This is a genomic window from Mycobacterium hippophais (assembly GCF_027529605.1).
GTDB lineage: Bacteria > Actinomycetota > Actinomycetes > Mycobacteriales > Mycobacteriaceae > Mycobacterium > Mycobacterium arseniciresistens.
Genome location: NZ_JAPZPY010000001.1, coordinates 474628 through 491034 on the forward strand (window position 1 = coordinate 474628; position 16407 = coordinate 491034).

Here is a 16407-nt window from a genome sequence, read left to right on the forward strand (position 1 = left end):
ACAGACGTCCGCTTTCGCGAGAAGAGGGGACGGCGATGACGGTGCACGGTGAAGCCGCGGTGCTGGTGCTGGCAGCGGGCGCAGGCACCCGGATGCGGTCCGACACCCCCAAGGTGCTGCACACGCTCGGCGGACGCAGCATGCTCTCCCACGTCCTGCACACCATCGCCAAGGTCGCGCCGCAGCACCTCGTCGTCGTGCTCGGCCATGACCGCGACCGCATCGCGCCGGCGGTCACCGCACTCGCCGAGGACGTCGGCCGTCCCGTCGACATCGCGGTGCAGGACCAGCAGCTCGGCACCGGCCACGCCGCCGAGTGCGGACTGTCGGCACTGCCCGACGAGTTCGCCGGCGTCGTCGTCATCACCTCGGGAGACGTGCCGCTGCTGGACGCCGAGACGCTCGCCGACCTGTTGGCCGCCCATACATCTGAGGCGGCGGCGGCCACTGTGCTGACCACCACGCTGCCCGACCCCACCGGCTACGGCCGGGTGCTGCGCACCCAGGACCACGAGGTCACCCGCATCGTCGAGCAGGCCGACGCCAGCCCGTCCCAGCTGGCGATCCGCGAGGTCAACGCCGGTGTGTACGCATTCGACATCGGAGCCCTGCGCTCGGCGCTGCGCCGGCTGGGTTCCGACAACGCCCAGCACGAGCTCTACCTCACCGACGTCGTCTCGATCCTGCGGCAGGACGGCCTGGTGGTGCGGGCCCGCCACGTCGACGACAGCGCACTGGTCGCAGGCATCAACGACCGCGTGCAACTCGCAGCGCTCGGCGCCGAGCTGAACCGCCGCATCGTGGCCGGCCACCAGCGGGCCGGCGTGACCGTCGTCGACCCCGCGACCACGTGGATCGACGTCGACGTGACCATCGGCCGGGACACCGTCATCCAACCGGGCACCCAGTTGCTCGGCATCACCAGCGTGGGCGGCCGCTGCCAGATCGGCCCGGACACCACACTGGCCGACGTCACCGTCGGCGACGCGGCGTCGGTGGTGCGCACCCACGGCTCGCAGTCGGCCATCGGGTCGGGCGCGACCGTCGGCCCCTTCAGCTATCTGCGGCCGGGCACCGTGCTCGGCGCCGCGGGCAAGCTCGGCGCGTTCGTCGAGACCAAGAACGCCACCCTCGGCGCGGGCACCAAGGTGCCGCACCTGACCTACGTCGGCGACGCCGACATCGGCGAGAACACCAACATCGGCGCGTCCAGCGTTTTCGTCAACTACGACGGCGAGAACAAGAGCCGGACCACCATCGGCTCGCACGTGCGGACCGGCTCGGACACCATGTTCGTCGCGCCCGTCACCATCGGCGACGGCGCCTACACCGGGGCGGGCACCGTGATCCGCGAGGACGTGCCGCCCGGTGCGCTCGCGGTGTCGGCGGGGCCGCAGCGCAACATCGAGGGCTGGGTGATCCGCAAACGGCCGGGCTCGGCCGCCGCCGAGGCCGCAGCGGCGGCAGCGGCCGCGGAGGCTCACGAGCACCGGGACGACGACCAACGGTCGTGATCTGGACCCAATCTGTTGGCGATCCGGCAACCCGGCAGCGCACCTGCAGGACCGCTACGTACGATTGGGCCGACATCGACCCCCGACCGGCAGAGGCGCACAGTGGGCACCGAGTGGACCGACAACCGCAAGAACCTGATGCTTTTCTCGGGCCGCGCGCACCCCGAACTCGCCGAGCAGGTGGCCAAAGAACTCGACACCCCGGTCACCGCGCAGACCGCCCGGGACTTCGCCAACGGTGAGATCTTCGTCCGCTTCGACGAGTCCGTTCGCGGTTGCGACGCGTTCGTCCTGCAGTCCCACCCGGCGCCGCTCAACACGTGGCTGATGGAACAGCTGCTGATGATCGATGCGCTCAAGCGCGGCAGCGCCAAGCGGATCACCGCGATCCTGCCGTTCTACCCGTACGCCCGGCAGGACAAGAAGCACCGAGGACGCGAACCGATCTCGGCCCGGTTGGTGGCCGATCTGCTGAAGACCGCCGGGGCGAACCGCATCCTGACCGTCGACCTGCACACCGACCAGATCCAGGGCTTCTTCGACGGGCCGGTCGACCACATGCGCGCACAGAAACTGCTGACCGGGTACATCGCCGACAACTACGCCGACCACGACATGGTCGTGGTCTCCCCCGACTCCGGCCGTGTCCGCGTCGCGGAGAAGTGGGCCGACGCACTAGGTGGAGTTCCCCTCGCCTTCATCCACAAGACCCGGGATCCGCTGGTGCCCAACCAGGTGGTGTCCAACCGCGTCGTCGGCGACGTGCGCGGCAAGACCTGCGTGCTGACCGACGACATGATCGACACCGGCGGCACCATCGCGGGTGCGGTCAAACTGCTCAAGCAGGACGGTGCGGGCGACGTGATCATCGCGGCGACGCACGGCGTGCTGTCCGACCCGGCGCGCGAGCGGCTGGCCGACTCCGGCGCCCGCGAGGTCATTGTCACCAACACCCTGCCGATCGGCGAGGAGAAGCAGTTCCCGCAGCTCACCGTGCTGTCGATCGCACCGCTGCTGGCCAACACCATCCGCGCCGTGTTCGACAACGGTTCGGTGACCAGCCTGTTCGACGGGTCGGCGTAGATGGCGCAGACCGCCACCGTCTACCACAACCCCCGGTGCAGCACATCGCGCAAGACGCTGGAACTGTTGCGGGACAACGGCATCGAGCCGACCGTCGTGCAGTACCTGAAGACGCCGCCGTCGCGTGACGAGCTGTCCGCAATGATCCGCGACGCGGGTATCGACGTGCGCGCTGCGGTGCGTAAGCGCGAATCCCTCTACGGCGAGCTGAATCTGGCCGACGCGAGTGACGACGAACTGCTGGACGCCCTCGCCGAGCACCCGATCCTCATCGAGCGGCCCTTCGTCGTCACCGCGAAGGGCACCCGGCTGGCCCGGCCGATCGACACGGTGCGCGAGATTCTGTGACCGTCCGCCGCTGCGTCGCGGCAACGCTCGCGCTGATCACCGTTGCCGCCGCCGTCGGATGCGGTGCGGAAACGCCTGACTACGAAGCGGTCTGGTCGACGACGAGCAGCACCACATCGGCGGCCCCGACGAGCACCGAGGCGCCGGTGCCGCTGTCGCAGTACCTGGAGAGCGTCGGCGTCGACGGCAAACCGGTGGCCCCCGACCGGCTGCCGGATCTCACGGTCACCGTGCCGACGCCGCCGGGCTGGAAGCCGTACACCAATCCCAACTTCGCGCCCGGCACCCGCACCATCGTCAAGGGCGACACCTATCCGATCGCGATGCTGCTGGTGTTCGAACTCGAGGGTGAATTCGACGCCGCCGAGGCGGTCAAGCACGGCACGGGTGATGCGGAGCTGTCGGAGAACTTCAAGCGGCTCAACGCTTCCGACAAGGATTGGCGCGGATTCCCGTCGTCGATGATCGAGGGCAGCTACGACCTCAACGGCCAGCGGATGCAGAGCTACAACCGCGTCGTGATCGCCACCGGATCACCGCCGGCCAATCAGCGCTACCTGGTTCAGCTCACCGTCACCAGCTTCGCCGACGAAGCCCAGGCCAACGGCAAGGACATCGAGACCATCATCGCCGGGTTCACCGTCGCCCCCAAGTCACCGCCCAAGTGAGGACGCCGCGGCGAGGCGACGTCTATAGGGTGGTGCCATGACTGGTTGGACCGCCGCCGATTTGCCCTCCTACACCGGCCGCACGGTCATCGTGACCGGCGCCAACAGCGGTCTGGGACTGATCACCGCCCGCGAACTCGCGCGCGCAGGCGCGTCGGTGGTGCTCGCGGTCCGCAACACCGCCAAGGGCGACGAGGCGGCTGCCGGCATGACCGGCGACGTCACCGTCCGCAAGCTCGACCTGCAGGATCTGGCGTCGGTGCGGGAGTTCGCCGCCGGCGTCGACGCGGTGGACATCCTGGTGAACAACGCCGGCATCATGGCGGTGCCGTACGCGCAGACCAAGGACGGCTTCGAGAGCCAGATCGGCACCAACCACCTCGGCCACTTCGCGCTGACCAACCTGCTGCTGTCCAAGATCACCGACCGCGTGGTCACGGTGTCCTCGATGATGCACTGGATGGGCCGCATCAACCTCAAGGACCTGAACTGGAAGGCCCGGCCGTACTCCGCCTGGCCGGCCTACGGTCAGTCCAAGCTGGCCAACCTGCTGTTCACCAGCGAGCTGCAGCGCCGGCTGGAGCGGTCGGGGTCCCCGGTGCGGGCCGTGGTCGCGCACCCCGGGTACAGCGCGACGAACCTGCAGGGCAAGAGCGGCCGCAAGCTGGGCGACGCGCTGATGTCGATCGGCAGCCGGCTGGCGACTGACGCCGACTTCGGTGCCCGCCAGACGCTCTACGCCGTGTCGCAGGACGTCCCCGGCGACAGTTTCATCGGGCCGCGGTTCTCGATGATGGGCCCCACCCGGTCGGTGGGCCGCAGCCCGCTGGCCCGCAGCAGCGACACCGCAGCGGCACTGTGGGAACTGTCCGAACAGCTCACCGGCACCGCGTTCCCCCGCTGATTTCTCTCTGACCAGGGCGTTGCGCTACCCTGGGCGGGCGTCACGGCGAGGGCGGCCGGCATGTCGGCCACCGTTATCGACGGGAACACGCGTCTTCACGGATGCGGCCCCTGCTGTGCGATGAGTTCCCTCGACCAGCACAGGAGCACCGCACATGGCCAAGAAGTCGGCCTCTACGAACAATCTGACCGCATCGGTCCGCACCGTCACCGGCAAGGGCGCATCGCGTCGCGCCCGCCGTGAGGGCAAGGTCCCGGCCGTCCTGTACGGCCACGGCACCGACCCGCAGCACCTCGAGATCGACGCCCGCGACTTCGCCGCGGTGCTGCGTCACTCGGGCACCAACGCGGTGCTGAGCCTCGACATCGAGGGCACCGAGCAGCTCGCGCTGACGAAGTCGCTGGAGATCCACCCGATCCGCCGCAACATCCAGCACGCCGATCTGCTGGTCGTCCGCCGTGGCGAGAAGGTGTCCGTTGAGGTCAACGTCGTCATCGAAGGCGATGCGATCCCAGGCACGCTGGTGACGCAGGAGGCCAACACGCTCGAGATCGAGTCGGACGTGCAGGCCATCCCCGAGCAGATCGTCGTCTCGGTGGAGGGCGCCGAGGCAGGCACCCAGTTCACCGCGGGCCAGATCGAGCTGCCCAAGGGTGTCGCCCTGATCACCGATCCCGAGGCGCTGGTGGTCAACGTCGTGGCCGCGCCCACCGCCGAGGACCTCGAGGCCGAGGGTGGCGGCGCGTCGATCGACGAGCAGGCCGCCGAGTTCGCCGAGGCCGTCGAGGAGGCCGAAGGCGAGGCCGGCGAGGGCGACGAGGCCCCGGCCGAATCCGCCGAGTAGGCGGTCGACTCACCTCTCATGGCCGAGCCGTTGCTGGTGGTGGGCCTGGGTAATCCCGGGCCCACCTACGCCAAGACCCGGCACAACGTGGGCTTCATGGTCGCCGACCTGCTCGCGGGCCGGATGGGGTCGGGCTTCAAGGTGCACAAGAAGTCCGGTGCCGAGGTCGTCACCGGCCGGCTCAGCGGCCGGTCGGTGGTGCTCGCGAAGCCCCGCTGCTACATGAACGAGTCGGGCCGCCAGGTGGGCCCGCTGGCCAAGTTCTACTCGGTGGCGCCCGCCGACGTGGTGGTGATCCACGACGAGCTCGACATCGACTTCGGCCGCATCCGGCTCAAGTTCGGCGGCGGCGTGGCCGGCCACAACGGCCTGAGGTCGGTGTCGGCCGCGCTGGGCGGCAACGGGTTCCAGCGTGTCCGGGTCGGGATCGGCCGCCCGCCGGGCCGGAAGGACGCGGCGGCGTATGTGCTCGAGGCGTTCACGGCCGCCGAGCGCGCCGAGGTGCCGACGATCTGCGAGCAGGCAGCCGACGCCACCGAATTGTTGCTCGAGCAGGGCATCGAACCCGCGCAGAACACCGTCCACGCCTGGTAGGGCCGGGGCTTCAGCGCCCGCGAATGCCGCTGTCGACCACCTTCACCGGCTTGTGCGGGAACCGCCGTTCGGCGTGCGCCTTGGCCGCCGAATTCGGCAGCACGTAGAGCGTTTCGCGCTTCTCCTGCAGCGGCTTGAGCACCAGGTCCATGAAGCCCTTCCGGTCCTCGAGGTACGGCTCGATGACGTCCTCGCCCGCCGGGCACACCGCCAGGCAGTAGGCCGCCTTGTAGTTGGCCTTGAACGACAGGCTCTGCCACATCGACGCGTTCTCCGAATCGCTGACCCGCGAACGGAAGTCGTCGGCGTCGGCGCTGTCGGCGATGGTCTGCGCCCAGTCGGTGAAGCCGCCCATGAACTCGCGGTAGTTGTGCACCGAACACGCGACGAAGTCGAATTCGCCGTCCTTGCCGATGGCGCCGACCGGGCAGGCCGCGACACAGAGCTTGCACTCCAGGCATGGTGAATAGTCCAGCGGCGAACCGTATTCGGTGATCTCGGCGTCGACGAGGATCGTCGCCAGCAGGATGAAGTTGCCGAACCTCGGGTGGATGACGTTGCGGTGGATGCCCATCACGCCCAGCCCCGCCGCGACCGCGACCGGCTTGTGCGCCACCACCCAGATCCGGCCGGGGAACTTGTCCATCTCCATCGGGAAGGTCGCCGACGGGTTGAGCGCCCGGTGGCCGGCATCCTCGAGTGCGCGGGTGATGCGGTGCGCCGCTTCGTTGATGATCTCACCGCTGCGGTGGAACTCCTGGTTGGCGACGCTGCGCGCCGTCGACCGGACGTTGTCGCGGTTCATCCGCACCACGAGCGAGATGTAGCTCCTGACGCCGGGCAGCGCCGCCTCGACGTGCTCGACCTCCGAGGCCAGGTCGGGGTTGGCGACGCTGGCGAAGGCGACGTCGTCGGCGCCGGCGGCCAGACAGACCTCGCGCAGCCATTCCGCGTCGACGGCGCCGGGTTTCTCCCGCTGGCGCGACAGCACCGCCCGCACGGTCGGGTGGCCGGCGATCCGCGCGGGAGGCTTCAGCATGAGCTGAGTATAGCGATAAATACTCAGCCCGCCATGTGAGCCGTCAGCCGCCTGTGCGGCGGGCGTAGGCGCGCAGCGCGACGGGCGCGATGACCGCGGTCAGCACCACCGACCACAGCACCGTCGCGAGCACCGGATGGTGCAGCGGCAGCTGAGCTTCGGGCGCCGCGGGCGGACCGTTGCCCCACAGTTCGCGCATCGCCTGCGCCAGCGACGACACCGGGTTCCATTCGGCGATCACCCGCAACCAGTGCGGCATCGGCCCGGTCGGCACGAAGGTGTTCGCCAGGAACGTGATCGGGAACAGCACGGTGAACATCACCCCGTTGACGGCCTCGACCGATCGCATCAGTGAGCCCACCAGGATGCCGAACCAGATGATGCCGAACCCGAACACCAGCAGCAGCGCGAATGCGAGCACCGCCTCGCCGACTCCGCCGCGGATCCGCCAGCCGATCGCCAGGCCGGTGACCGCCATCACCACGATCCCGATGGACGAGTGCACCAGGCTCGCGACGCTGCGCCCGATGAGCACCGACGACCGGTGGATCGGCAGCGACCGGAACCTGTCGATGATGCCCTTCTCGACGTCGGCGGTGATACCCGCGGCGACGACGAACGCGGAGAACACGATGGTCTGCGCCAGGATGCCGGGCAGCAGGAACTCGCGGTACGACGCGCCCCCGGTGTCGGTGATCGACGCGCCGAACACGAACGCGAAGAGCAGCACGAACATGATCGGCTGCGCGGTGACGTCGCTGAGCATCTCCGGCATGCGTTTGGTGTGGATCATGTTGCGCTTGACCATGATCCAGGACTGCTGGGCGATGTTGGTCGGGTGCGTGTGGGGTCGCTGCGCCTCGACCTGCGTGCGCGATGCAATGGCGGTCATGTCTCGACTCCTCCTCGCTCCGGTCCTCGCTCGTCCCTCGCTGCGATCCTCACTCGTCGTCGCCTTCGGGGGTCGGTCATGCGCTGGCCTCCTCCTCGGTGCGGTGTCCGGTGAGCGACAGGAAGACGTCGTCGAGACTCGGCCGGGACAGCCCGATGTCGTCGACGGCGATGCCGCTGTCGCGGAGCCAGCCCGCGACGCGGATGACGTCGTCGAGCCCGTCGGCGGAGGCGGTGACCTGTCGCGCACCCGCCTCGACGAACACCTCGGCGCCGGTGCGGGCCAGCAGCTCCTGGGCCGCCGACAGGTCGTCGGCGTCGGTCACGGTGACCACCAGGCTCGCATTGCCGGCCTGGCGCTTGAGCTCCAGCGGCGATCCCTCGGCGATGATCCGGCCCCGGTCGACGACGACGATGTTGTCCGCGAGCTGGTCCGCCTCCTCGAGGTACTGCGTGGTGAGCAGCAGTGTGGTGCCCTGATCGACGAGGCCGCGCAGCACGTCCCACAGGTCGCTGCGGCTGCGTGGATCCAGGCCGGTGGTCGGTTCGTCGAGGAAGAGCACCGGCGGCGACGCGAGCAGGCTGACCGCGAGGTCGAGGCGGCGCCGCATCCCGCCGGAGTAGGACTTGACCACCTTGTCGGCGGCGTCGGCGATGGAGAACCGCTCCAGCAGTTCGTCGCCCATGCGGGCCAGCTCCCGGCGCCGGATGCCGTACAGGCCGCCGATCATCCGGATGTTCTCGCGACCGGTGAGCAGTTCGTCGACGGTGGCGACCTGCCCGGTGAGGCCCATGTTGCGCCGCACCTCGTCGGGTTGCCGCAGCACGTCATAGCCGGCCACCCGCGCCGTCCCGCTGGTCGGCTCGGTGAGCGTCGTCATCATCCGCACGGTCGTGGTCTTGCCCGCACCGTTGGGCCCGAGCAGGCCGAGGACGGTGCCCGGCGGGACGGCGAAGCTGACGTGGTCGACCGCGGGTGGCACGGCCGCGGGATCGCCGAACTGCTTCACCAGGTCGATCGCTTCGATGGCCGGTGTCATGTCACCGACGGTATCGGTGATCACCGACACCCCGTTACCCCCGGGGGGCGAGGGCGCAGGGCTGCTAGGTGACGAGCGAGACCGAGTTGGCGCGGCGCAGCTTGCCCGACGGCGTCTTCGGGATGGTGCCGGGCCCGAGGACCACGACGTTGCGGGGACGCACGTCCACCTCGGTCACCACCTCGTGGGCGACCTGGTGCTCGATACGGCGCACCTCGACCGGGTCCTGCCAGGCGTTGGACTCCACCGCGACGGCGAACGTTTCGCGCGAATGCCCGGCGTCCAGACGGACGGCGACGGCGCAGCCGGGCCGCACGCCTTCCACGCGCCCGGCGGCCCGCTCGATGTCGGTCGGGTAGATGTTGCGCCCGGCCATGATGATGACGTCCTTGACGCGGCCGCAGACCACGACGTGGCCCTCTTCGGTGAGGTAACCGAGGTCGCCGGTGTCATACCAGCCGTGCTCGTCCTGGGCGGGCACGAATCCGCCCATGGTGATGTAGCCGGGGGTCAACGGCTCGCCGCGCAGTTCGATGACGCCGACACCGCGGGCGGGCATCACGTTGCCCTGCTCGTCGATGATGCGCGCCTCGAGCCCCTCCAGCAGCGGGCCGAGCGTGGCCAGCCGCTTGGTGTTGCCCTTGGTGGCGGTGACGGCTCGGCGCAGAGCGGCCAGCAGGTCGGCGTCCACCTCGTCGACCACCAGGCCGGCGCCGCACTCGGAGAACGACACCGCCAGCGTCGTCTCGGCCATTCCGTAGGCGGGCAGGATCGCCTCGGCGCGCAACCCGAACGGCCTGCCCGCGTCGATCAGGTCCTCGACGTCGGCCGGTTCCACCGGCTCGGCGCCCGACAGCGCGAAGCGCAGCGTCGACAGGTCGAACTCGCCGGGCGTGGCCTGCCTGCGCAGCCGCTTCGCCAGCAGCGCGTAGGCGAAGTTCGGCGCGGCGGTCATCGTGCCCTTGTACTTGTCGATCAGCCGGGCCCACAGCAAGGTGTCGCGCAAGAAGTCCATCGGCGTGACCTTGACCAGCTCGGCGCCGAAGTACATCGGGATGGTGAGGAAGCCGACCATGCCCATGTCGTGGAAGCAGGGCAGCCAGCTCACCATGACGTCCTTCTCGACGTCGTACTCGGCGCCGATGAACATCGCCTCGGCGTTCGAGTGGATGTTGCGGTGGGTGATCTGCACGGCCTTGGGCGAACCGGTCGAGCCGGACGTCAGCTGCATCAGCGCCAGGTCGTCCTCGCCGACCTCGACGGGATCGATCGGCTCCGAGGCCAGCAGGTCGTCGACCGTCAGAACCGTGATGCCCTTCTCCTCGAGCACCGGGATCGCCACGTTGAACGGCTCGGAGACGATCACGGCCTTGGCCTCGATCATCCCGATCACCATCATGGTGTCCTCGGCCCACAGCGCGAGGTCGGTGCGCGGGGTCGGCTGGTGCAGCATGGTCAGGCTCGCGCCGCGCATCCACAGGCCCTGCGCGGTCGGCGCGATCTCGACGGGGAAGCCCGCCAGCACGCCCACCGCGTCACCCAGTCCGACACCGGCCGCGGCCAGGCCACCGGCGATGCGACGCGCACGCTCGTGCACCTCACCCCAGGTGTGTCGCACGGGCTCGTGCGGCTCCCCGGTCACCATGCCGGTGGTGACGGTGCGGGCGTTGCGGTACATCTTCTCGGTGAACCTGCTCACGACGACCTCCTCGGGACCGGCGACAATGCCCGGTTTCTCATGCTCCGCTGATTGCCGGGCGCTGCCGAGAAGGCGCGCACGAACGATTCAGGAGCGGTTTCATATCGAAACGGTGATGCATGGGAAAACCCGGGCGCGGTTGCGGATCCGGAAGCGACGGTGCCCTTCGGCCAGCCTGCCGTAGAGCTGCGAGCGGACCCGCCGAGCAGTCCGGCGGGTGACGGGCTCGCGCCCATTGCTTGACCGCTAATTTTCACCGGGCACCATCTTAAGAGGCTCTTAAGTGTCCGCCAAACTGTAGCGCGGATTGAGGCGTGGGTCACATCGGCGGCGCGCCGTGTCCCTGGCGCCTCCCCGCTTCAGCCCGACGGGGTCGGCGCGGGCACCAACCGGGCGCCGTGCACCGGCCCGCTGGCCACCCGCACGGTCCGGCAGACGCCCGCGCCGGCCAGCCGGACACCGATGTCGACCGCCGCCGTCGCGGACTCGCACAGGAACGCACACGTCGGGCCCGAGCCCGACACCAGGCCGGCCAGCGCACCGGCCTCGCGCCCCGCCCGCAGCGTGCGCCGCAGTCCCGGGTACAGGCTCAGCGCCGCGGCCTGCAGGTCATTGCCCAGCAGCGGAGCCAGCTCGGTGGGGTCCCCCGAGGCCAGCGCCGCGAGCAGCGGCTCGGGATCATCCAGCCGCGGCGGCCCGTCGCGCTGGCCGTCGGCCGCCGCGCGCAACCGGTCGATCTCCCCGAACACCTTCGGGGTGGACAGGCCCTTGTGGGCGAACGCCAGCACCCAGTGGAAGGTGCTGCGGGCGAGCACCGTCGCGAGCTCCTCCCCGCGGCCGGTGCCCAGCGCCGTACCGCCGTGCAGGGCGAACGGGACGTCACTGCCGAGAGTGGCGGCCAGCGCGTGCAGGTCGCGGCGGGGCACGCCGAGCTCCCACAGGGCGTTCATCGCGACGAGCACAGCCGCGGCGTCGGCACTGCCGCCCGCCATCCCGCCCGCCACCGGTATCGCCTTCTCGATCGAGATCGCGACGTCGGGGGCGCGGCCGACGTGTTCGGCGAGTAGTTCGGCGGCCTGCCACGCGAGGTTCCGCTCGTCGAGGGGCAGTCCCTCGGCGCCCTCACCCGCGATCTCGAGCGACTGCACGTCGGCGTTGCGGACGGTGATTTCGTCGACCAGCGACACGGCGTGGAAGACGGTGGTGAGGTCGTGGTAACCGTCGTCGCGCAGGTCGCCGACCCCGAGGTAGAGGTTGACCTTCCCCGGTGCGCGCACGGTCACCGAACCAGTGGGAACCCACTGAGATGCGGTGTTGCCGTCGGCCACCGCACGACACTAGCGCCGCGGGCCTGCCCGGAGAACCTAGGCTTCCCGATATGCTCGCGCGCGGCGACAGGGTGTCGGCCTACGTCGTCGACGAACCGCTGGGCCGCGGCGGGTACGCCGAGGTCTACCGGGCGCGCACCGACGCAGGCGCCGACGTGGCGCTCAAGATCCTCGACGAGCGTCATCGCAGGCCCGCCGACCTCGGCCGGCTTCAGCGCGAGTTCGCGTTCGCCCGCGCGGCCGAACACCCGCATGTAGTGAAGGTGTACGAGTGCGGTCCGCACTGGCTCACCATGGAGATCGTCGGCGGCGGAACGGCGATGACCCTGCCCAGGATGGACGACCGGCTGACGGCACTGGCTCAGGTCGCCGGCGCACTCGACCACATCCACCGCTCGGGCATCGTGCACTGCGACGTCAAACCCGCCAACATCCTTGTGCGCGAGCCTTTCTCGTCGACCAGCGTGGTGCTCGTCGACTTCGGCGTCGCGCACTCGATGACCGATGACGCCCTCCGCCATCCGACCCGCGTCGAAGCGTCGCTGCCCTACTCCGCACCGGAGCTGCTGCGAGGCCGCACGCCGACTCCGGCGGTCGACGAGTACGCGCTCGCCTGCACCGCCGTCGAGATGATCACCGGTGCAACACCCTTCACCGCGAACACCTCGCACGGCCTGGTCGACGAGCACCTGAATGCGCCGCCACCGCGGCTGGCGCGGCGAATAGCGTGGATACCGCACGCTTTCGACTCGATCATCGCGAAGGCCCTGGCGAAGGATCCCGACCTGCGCTACGACTCGTGTTCGGAGATGGTGAGGCTGATCACCCGCACCCTGCGGTGAACCGCGTCCGGCCGCCGACTTAACGCAGCTTTAACTGGCGTCCGATTCCGCTTTACACAGCCGGGGCTAACTTCGGCCCTATGACCGCGACCGCGCCGTACGACAACTCCGCACTCGCGCACGAAGAGGAGGGGTACGAGAAGGGCCTCAAACCGCGGCAGCTGCAGATGATCGCCATCGGCGGCGCGATCGGCACCGGCCTGTTCATGGGAGCAGGCGGCCGGCTCAACAGCGCGGGACCGGGCCTGTTCATCGTGTACGCGATCTGCGGACTGTTCGTCTTCTTCATCCTGCGCGCACTGGGCGAGCTTGTGCTGCACCGCCCTTCGTCGGGATCGTTCGTCTCGTACGCGCGTGAGTTCCTCGGCGAGAAGGCGGCGTACGTCGCGGGCTGGATGTACTTCTTCAACTGGGCGTGCACGTCGATCGTCGACGTCACCGCCATCGCGCTCTACATGCACTACTGGGGCGCCTTCGAGGCGATACCGCAGTGGTCGATCGCGTTGATCGCGCTGGTGATCGTGCTGAGCGTGAACATGATCTCGGTCAAGTGGTTCGGCGAGATGGAGTTCTGGGCGGCGCTGATCAAGGTCGTCGCACTGGTCACCTTCCTCATCGTCGGCATCGTCTTCCTGGCCGGCCGCTTCGCGATCGAGGGCCAGACCACCGGTCCCTCGGTGATCGCCGACAACGGCGGCATCCTGCCCACCGGCATACTGCAGCTGGTGATCATCACCTCGGGTGTCATCTTCGCCTATGCCGCAGTCGAATTGGTCGGCACCGCCGCCGGTGAGACCGAGGATCCGCCGAAGGTGATGCCCAAGGCGATCAACTCGGTGATCTTCCGGATAGCGGTGTTCTACGTCGGCTCACTGATCCTGTTGGCACTGCTGCTGCCGTACACCGCGTACGAGGAAGGCACCAGTCCGTTCGTGACGTTCTTCTCCAAGATCGGCGTCCCGGCGGCGGGCGACATCATGAACTTCGTGGTGCTCACCGCCGCGCTGTCCAGCCTCAACGCCGGGTTGTACTCGACGGGGCGCATCCTGCGGTCGATGTCGATGAACGGCAGCGCGCCCAAGTTCACCGCCAAGATGTCGAGCAGGGGTGTGCCGTGGGCCGGCATCGCGCTGACGGCGGTCTTCACCGTGGTCGGCGTCGTCCTCAACCTGGTCGTGCCCGCGGAGGCCTTCAACATCGCGCTGGACCTGTCGGCGCTGGGCATCATCGCGTCGTGGGGCACGATCGTCATCTGCCAGATCCAGCTGTACCGCTGGTCGCAGAAGGGGATCCTGGAGCGGCCCAGCTTCCGGCTGTTCGGCACGCCTTACACGAGCTACGCCACGCTGGTGTTCCTCGTCGGCGTGGTGGCGCTGATGTGCTACGAGAACTACTGGAACCTGATCGCCCTGCTCATCATCATCCCGACACTGGTCGGCGGCTGGTACGCCGTCCGCGGCCGGGTGCTCGAGATGGCGCGTGAGCGCATCGGTTTCACCGGCAACTACCCCGTGGTGGCGGAGACGCCGCTGCTCGACGAGTTGCTCGGTAAGGACAACCGGCGTGACGGCGACAAGGAGTAGCCGCGCTGTTACGCGAGGCGGACGGGCGCTTCGGAGTCGTCGGAGCGCTGCAGCAACCGCACGAAGTCGGCGACCCCGAGGGTCTCACCGCGACGCGATGGGTCGATGCTGGCGGCGAGCAGCCGGCGTGCCGACTCGTTGCCCGAACCCGCCCACTCGGCGAACGCGTTGCGCGACGTCTTGCGCCGTTGCGCGAACGCGATGTCGATGAGGTCGAAGACCTGCTTACGGAACCCGGGCTCGGTCGGCCACGGCGAGGTCTCGTAACGGTCCAGCCGCACCAGCCCGGAGTACACCCGCGGGATCGGCCAGAACACCGTCGGCGAAACCATGCCGTACCGGCGCACCTTGCCGTAGAACCTGACCTTGGCACTGGGCACGCCGTAGTCTTTGCCGCCCGGTTCGGCGGCCAGTCGCTCGGCGACCTCGGCCTGCACCATGACCATCACCGACTTGATCGTCGGGAACTCGGCGAGCAGGTGCAGCAGCGCGGGAACCGCGACGTTGTACGGCAGATTGGCGACGAGCGCGGTGGGCTCGTTCTCCAGGTCTGACGGCTGCAGCGTCAAGATGTCGCTGTTGAGCACCGTGAGCCGGTTGATCTCGCTGTGCGAGTGGTCGGCGATCGTCTTGGGCAACTGGCGCGCCAGCAGCGGGTCGATCTCCACCGCGGTGACGTGTGCACCCTTGTCCAGCAGTGCCAAGGTGAGCGAACCCAGCCCGGGACCCACCTCCAGGACGTGGTCGTGCCGGTGGATCCCCGATGCCGAGACGATCCGGCGCACGGTGTTCGCATCATGGACGAAGTTCTGCCCAAAGGACTTGCGTGGCCGAAAGTCGATGTCTTTGGCCAAGCGTCGTATCTCGGTCCGCCCGAGAAGCCGAATTGTCAGGACGCCCCCACTCTCGCACTACACGTCGGCCAGGCGCCCCAACCTTGCCGCGCCCGTGTGACCTCAGCAATCGCGATTTGCTCTTCACGTGTTGCCAGATCTGCGCGCCCAGCATACCTCAGACCACCGTTGCGCTCCCAGGTGTTTTGATCAAATTGGACACCGCCGAAATATCCGTTGCCCGTGTTGATCATCCAGTTACCTCCGGCTTCGCACTGCGCAAGCGCGTCCCACTGCCCTCCGTTGCTGACCGGAGGCACTTCGGTGCCCGGTTTGGCGCCCACCCGCAGTACCCCGGGGCGGGCCGGTGTCACGACGACATTGGCTACTGGCAACCTGCCCGTTTCGACACCGTTCACCTTCGCGATGGCGAATGTGACGTCCTGCGCGCCCGGCGCGCCCGGGTCCTCGACCACCGAACGGCTCATGTTCAGGGTGACGTCCTCGATGCGCTGGTTGGCCGGCGCGAGCGGCAACCGCTCGGTGACCCGCTCGATCCGGATCCGGGTCACCCGGATCGCCATGCCGTCGACAACCGGCGCCGCCGCGGGGGGCACCACCTTGTCGCTCTGCTGCAGCGGCGCACCCGCCGCCTCGAGAAGGCCGGCCACGTTGGGCGCCGCGAGACGCACGGTGCGCACGGCGCCACCCTCGTCGATGTGCACGGTTTTGGGGCTGACCACGGGCAATGACATCCCGGCCAGCGGGACGCGGCTGCCACGCGAGGCCGCGGCCGGCGCCTTGTCGGTCATCTGCAGCTGGCTCAGCGCCTCGTCGACGGTGGACGCCGTGGTCCACACCTGGGTGCTGTGCTGGCCGTCGAGCGAGATTTGCAGCGGCCGGCTGCGGCGCAGCTCGATGGTGTCGGACGGGCCGATCGTCTGGTCTGCGGCGGGGCGCAGGTCGTCGCGATCCTCGACGTCGAAGCCGTTCTCCTCCACCACGTCGATCACCCGGGACTTCATCGTGGTGACGGTCGTGGAGGTGCCGTCGACCTTGAGCGTCACGGTCTTGTGCGCGGTGACGGCGTAGCCCCCGGCGAACGTCAGCGCGAGCAGTAACGCCCCCACGAGGAGTCGCAGGACAGGCGAGCGCGATTCATGGAGCTTGGTCAGAGCATTCAAGGTGGAGTCAGTC

16 protein-coding genes are annotated in these 16407 nt (G+C 68.9%); 9 read left to right on the forward strand and 7 right to left on the reverse strand.

The genetic code is table 11. The features are described 5' to 3' along the window. The first annotated feature begins 35 nt into the window (after positions 1 to 35). The 7 genes from glmU (at position 36) to pth (ending at position 5955) form a co-directional block, all read left to right on the forward strand. On the forward strand, positions 36 to 1514 hold the full coding sequence (glmU, locus tag O6P37_RS02300) for a bifunctional UDP-N-acetylglucosamine diphosphorylase/glucosamine-1-phosphate N-acetyltransferase GlmU (protein WP_269892539.1): 1479 nt from the start codon (positions 36 to 38) through the stop codon (positions 1512 to 1514). A 102-nt stretch (positions 1515 to 1616) separates the two neighbouring features. Next, positions 1617 to 2597 carry a ribose-phosphate diphosphokinase gene (locus O6P37_RS02305; RefSeq protein ID WP_264012379.1) on the forward strand — a complete coding sequence of 327 codons (981 nt, stop codon included), beginning with the start codon at positions 1617 to 1619 and terminating at the stop codon, positions 2595 to 2597. Continuing rightward, positions 2598 to 2945 (forward strand): arsenate reductase (glutaredoxin), encoded by a 348-nt coding sequence (gene arsC / locus O6P37_RS02310; RefSeq protein ID WP_269892540.1) that lies wholly within the window; start codon positions 2598 to 2600, stop codon positions 2943 to 2945. Beyond that, positions 2942 to 3613, forward strand: a complete 672-nt coding sequence (locus O6P37_RS02315; protein WP_269892541.1) for an LpqN/LpqT family lipoprotein — start codon at positions 2942 to 2944, stop codon at positions 3611 to 3613. Before arsC ends, O6P37_RS02315 begins: the two co-directional genes overlap by 4 nt. Before the next feature lie 37 nt (positions 3614 to 3650). After that, positions 3651 to 4517: an oxidoreductase gene (locus tag O6P37_RS02320; RefSeq protein WP_269892542.1), complete on the forward strand. Its 867-nt coding sequence runs from the start codon at positions 3651 to 3653 to the stop codon at positions 4515 to 4517. A 154-nt stretch (positions 4518 to 4671) separates the two neighbouring features. Beyond that, entirely contained in the window at positions 4672 to 5361 is a 690-nt protein-coding gene (locus O6P37_RS02325; protein WP_269892543.1) for a 50S ribosomal protein L25/general stress protein Ctc, read from the forward strand. Between the two features lie 18 nt (positions 5362 to 5379). Continuing rightward, a complete protein-coding gene (gene pth / locus O6P37_RS02330) occupies positions 5380 to 5955 on the forward strand; it encodes an aminoacyl-tRNA hydrolase (RefSeq protein ID WP_269892544.1) in 576 nt (191 codons plus the stop codon). Between the two features lie 10 nt (positions 5956 to 5965). On the opposite strand, the gene O6P37_RS02335 is transcribed toward pth, so the two are convergent. From O6P37_RS02335 to O6P37_RS02355, 5 genes are all read right to left on the reverse strand, one after another. After that, complete coding sequence (locus tag O6P37_RS02335; protein ID WP_269892545.1) at positions 5966 to 6994, reverse strand: epoxyqueuosine reductase; 1029 nt, start codon at positions 6992 to 6994, stop codon at positions 5966 to 5968. Between the two features lie 43 nt (positions 6995 to 7037). After that, positions 7038 to 7886 carry an ABC transporter permease gene (locus tag O6P37_RS02340; protein WP_269892546.1) on the reverse strand — a complete coding sequence of 283 codons (849 nt, stop codon included), beginning with the start codon at positions 7884 to 7886 and terminating at the stop codon, positions 7038 to 7040. Between the two features lie 76 nt (positions 7887 to 7962). Next, positions 7963 to 8925 (reverse strand): ATP-binding cassette domain-containing protein, encoded by a 963-nt coding sequence (locus O6P37_RS02345; RefSeq protein ID WP_269892547.1) that lies wholly within the window; start codon positions 8923 to 8925, stop codon positions 7963 to 7965. Positions 8926 to 8989: 64 nt separating this feature from the next. Continuing rightward, a complete protein-coding gene (locus O6P37_RS02350) occupies positions 8990 to 10624 on the reverse strand; it encodes a fatty acyl-AMP ligase (protein ID WP_269892548.1) in 1635 nt (544 codons plus the stop codon). 359 nt (positions 10625 to 10983) lie between these two features. Continuing rightward, positions 10984 to 11952, reverse strand: a complete 969-nt coding sequence (locus O6P37_RS02355) for a 4-(cytidine 5'-diphospho)-2-C-methyl-D-erythritol kinase (protein WP_269892549.1) — start codon at positions 11950 to 11952, stop codon at positions 10984 to 10986. Between the two features lie 50 nt (positions 11953 to 12002). On the opposite strand from O6P37_RS02355, the gene O6P37_RS02360 reads away from it, so the two are divergent. Together O6P37_RS02360 and O6P37_RS02365 are read left to right on the forward strand one after the other, a co-directional pair. Next, positions 12003 to 12794 carry a serine/threonine-protein kinase gene (locus O6P37_RS02360; RefSeq protein ID WP_269892550.1) on the forward strand — a complete coding sequence of 264 codons (792 nt, stop codon included), beginning with the start codon at positions 12003 to 12005 and terminating at the stop codon, positions 12792 to 12794. Positions 12795 to 12874: 80 nt separating this feature from the next. Further along, entirely contained in the window at positions 12875 to 14377 is a 1503-nt protein-coding gene (locus O6P37_RS02365; protein WP_264012390.1) for an amino acid permease, read from the forward strand. A gap of 8 nt (positions 14378 to 14385) precedes the next feature. Here the strand turns inward: O6P37_RS02365 and rsmA are convergent, their stop codons facing one another. Together rsmA and O6P37_RS02375 are read right to left on the reverse strand one after the other, a co-directional pair. Further along, positions 14386 to 15270 (reverse strand): 16S rRNA (adenine(1518)-N(6)/adenine(1519)-N(6))-dimethyltransferase RsmA, encoded by an 885-nt coding sequence (rsmA, locus tag O6P37_RS02370; RefSeq protein ID WP_408633109.1) that lies wholly within the window; start codon positions 15268 to 15270, stop codon positions 14386 to 14388. Next, complete coding sequence (locus O6P37_RS02375; RefSeq protein ID WP_269892551.1) at positions 15267 to 16394, reverse strand: transglycosylase family protein; 1128 nt, start codon at positions 16392 to 16394, stop codon at positions 15267 to 15269. The genes rsmA and O6P37_RS02375 overlap by 4 nt, the downstream gene beginning before the upstream one ends. Between the last annotated feature and the right edge of the window lie 13 nt (positions 16395 to 16407).

Coding starts and splice junctions, on each gene's coding strand:
- pth (WP_269892544.1), top strand. CDS start 5,380: ATGGCCGAGCCGTTGCTGGTGGTGGGCCTGGGTAATCCCGGGCCCACC.
- arsC (WP_269892540.1), top strand. CDS start 2,598: ATGGCGCAGACCGCCACCGTCTACCACAACCCCCGGTGCAGCACATCG.
- O6P37_RS02340 (WP_269892546.1), bottom strand. CDS start 7,886: ATGACCGCCATTGCATCGCGCACGCAGGTCGAGGCGCAGCGACCCCAC.
- O6P37_RS02345 (WP_269892547.1), bottom strand. CDS start 8,925: ATGACACCGGCCATCGAAGCGATCGACCTGGTGAAGCAGTTCGGCGAT.
- O6P37_RS02335 (WP_269892545.1), bottom strand. CDS start 6,994: ATGCTGAAGCCTCCCGCGCGGATCGCCGGCCACCCGACCGTGCGGGCG.
- O6P37_RS02365 (WP_264012390.1), top strand. CDS start 12,875: ATGACCGCGACCGCGCCGTACGACAACTCCGCACTCGCGCACGAAGAG.
- O6P37_RS02320 (WP_269892542.1), top strand. CDS start 3,651: ATGACTGGTTGGACCGCCGCCGATTTGCCCTCCTACACCGGCCGCACG.
- O6P37_RS02360 (WP_269892550.1), top strand. CDS start 12,003: ATGCTCGCGCGCGGCGACAGGGTGTCGGCCTACGTCGTCGACGAACCG.
- glmU (WP_269892539.1), top strand. CDS start 36: ATGACGGTGCACGGTGAAGCCGCGGTGCTGGTGCTGGCAGCGGGCGCA.
- O6P37_RS02325 (WP_269892543.1), top strand. CDS start 4,672: ATGGCCAAGAAGTCGGCCTCTACGAACAATCTGACCGCATCGGTCCGC.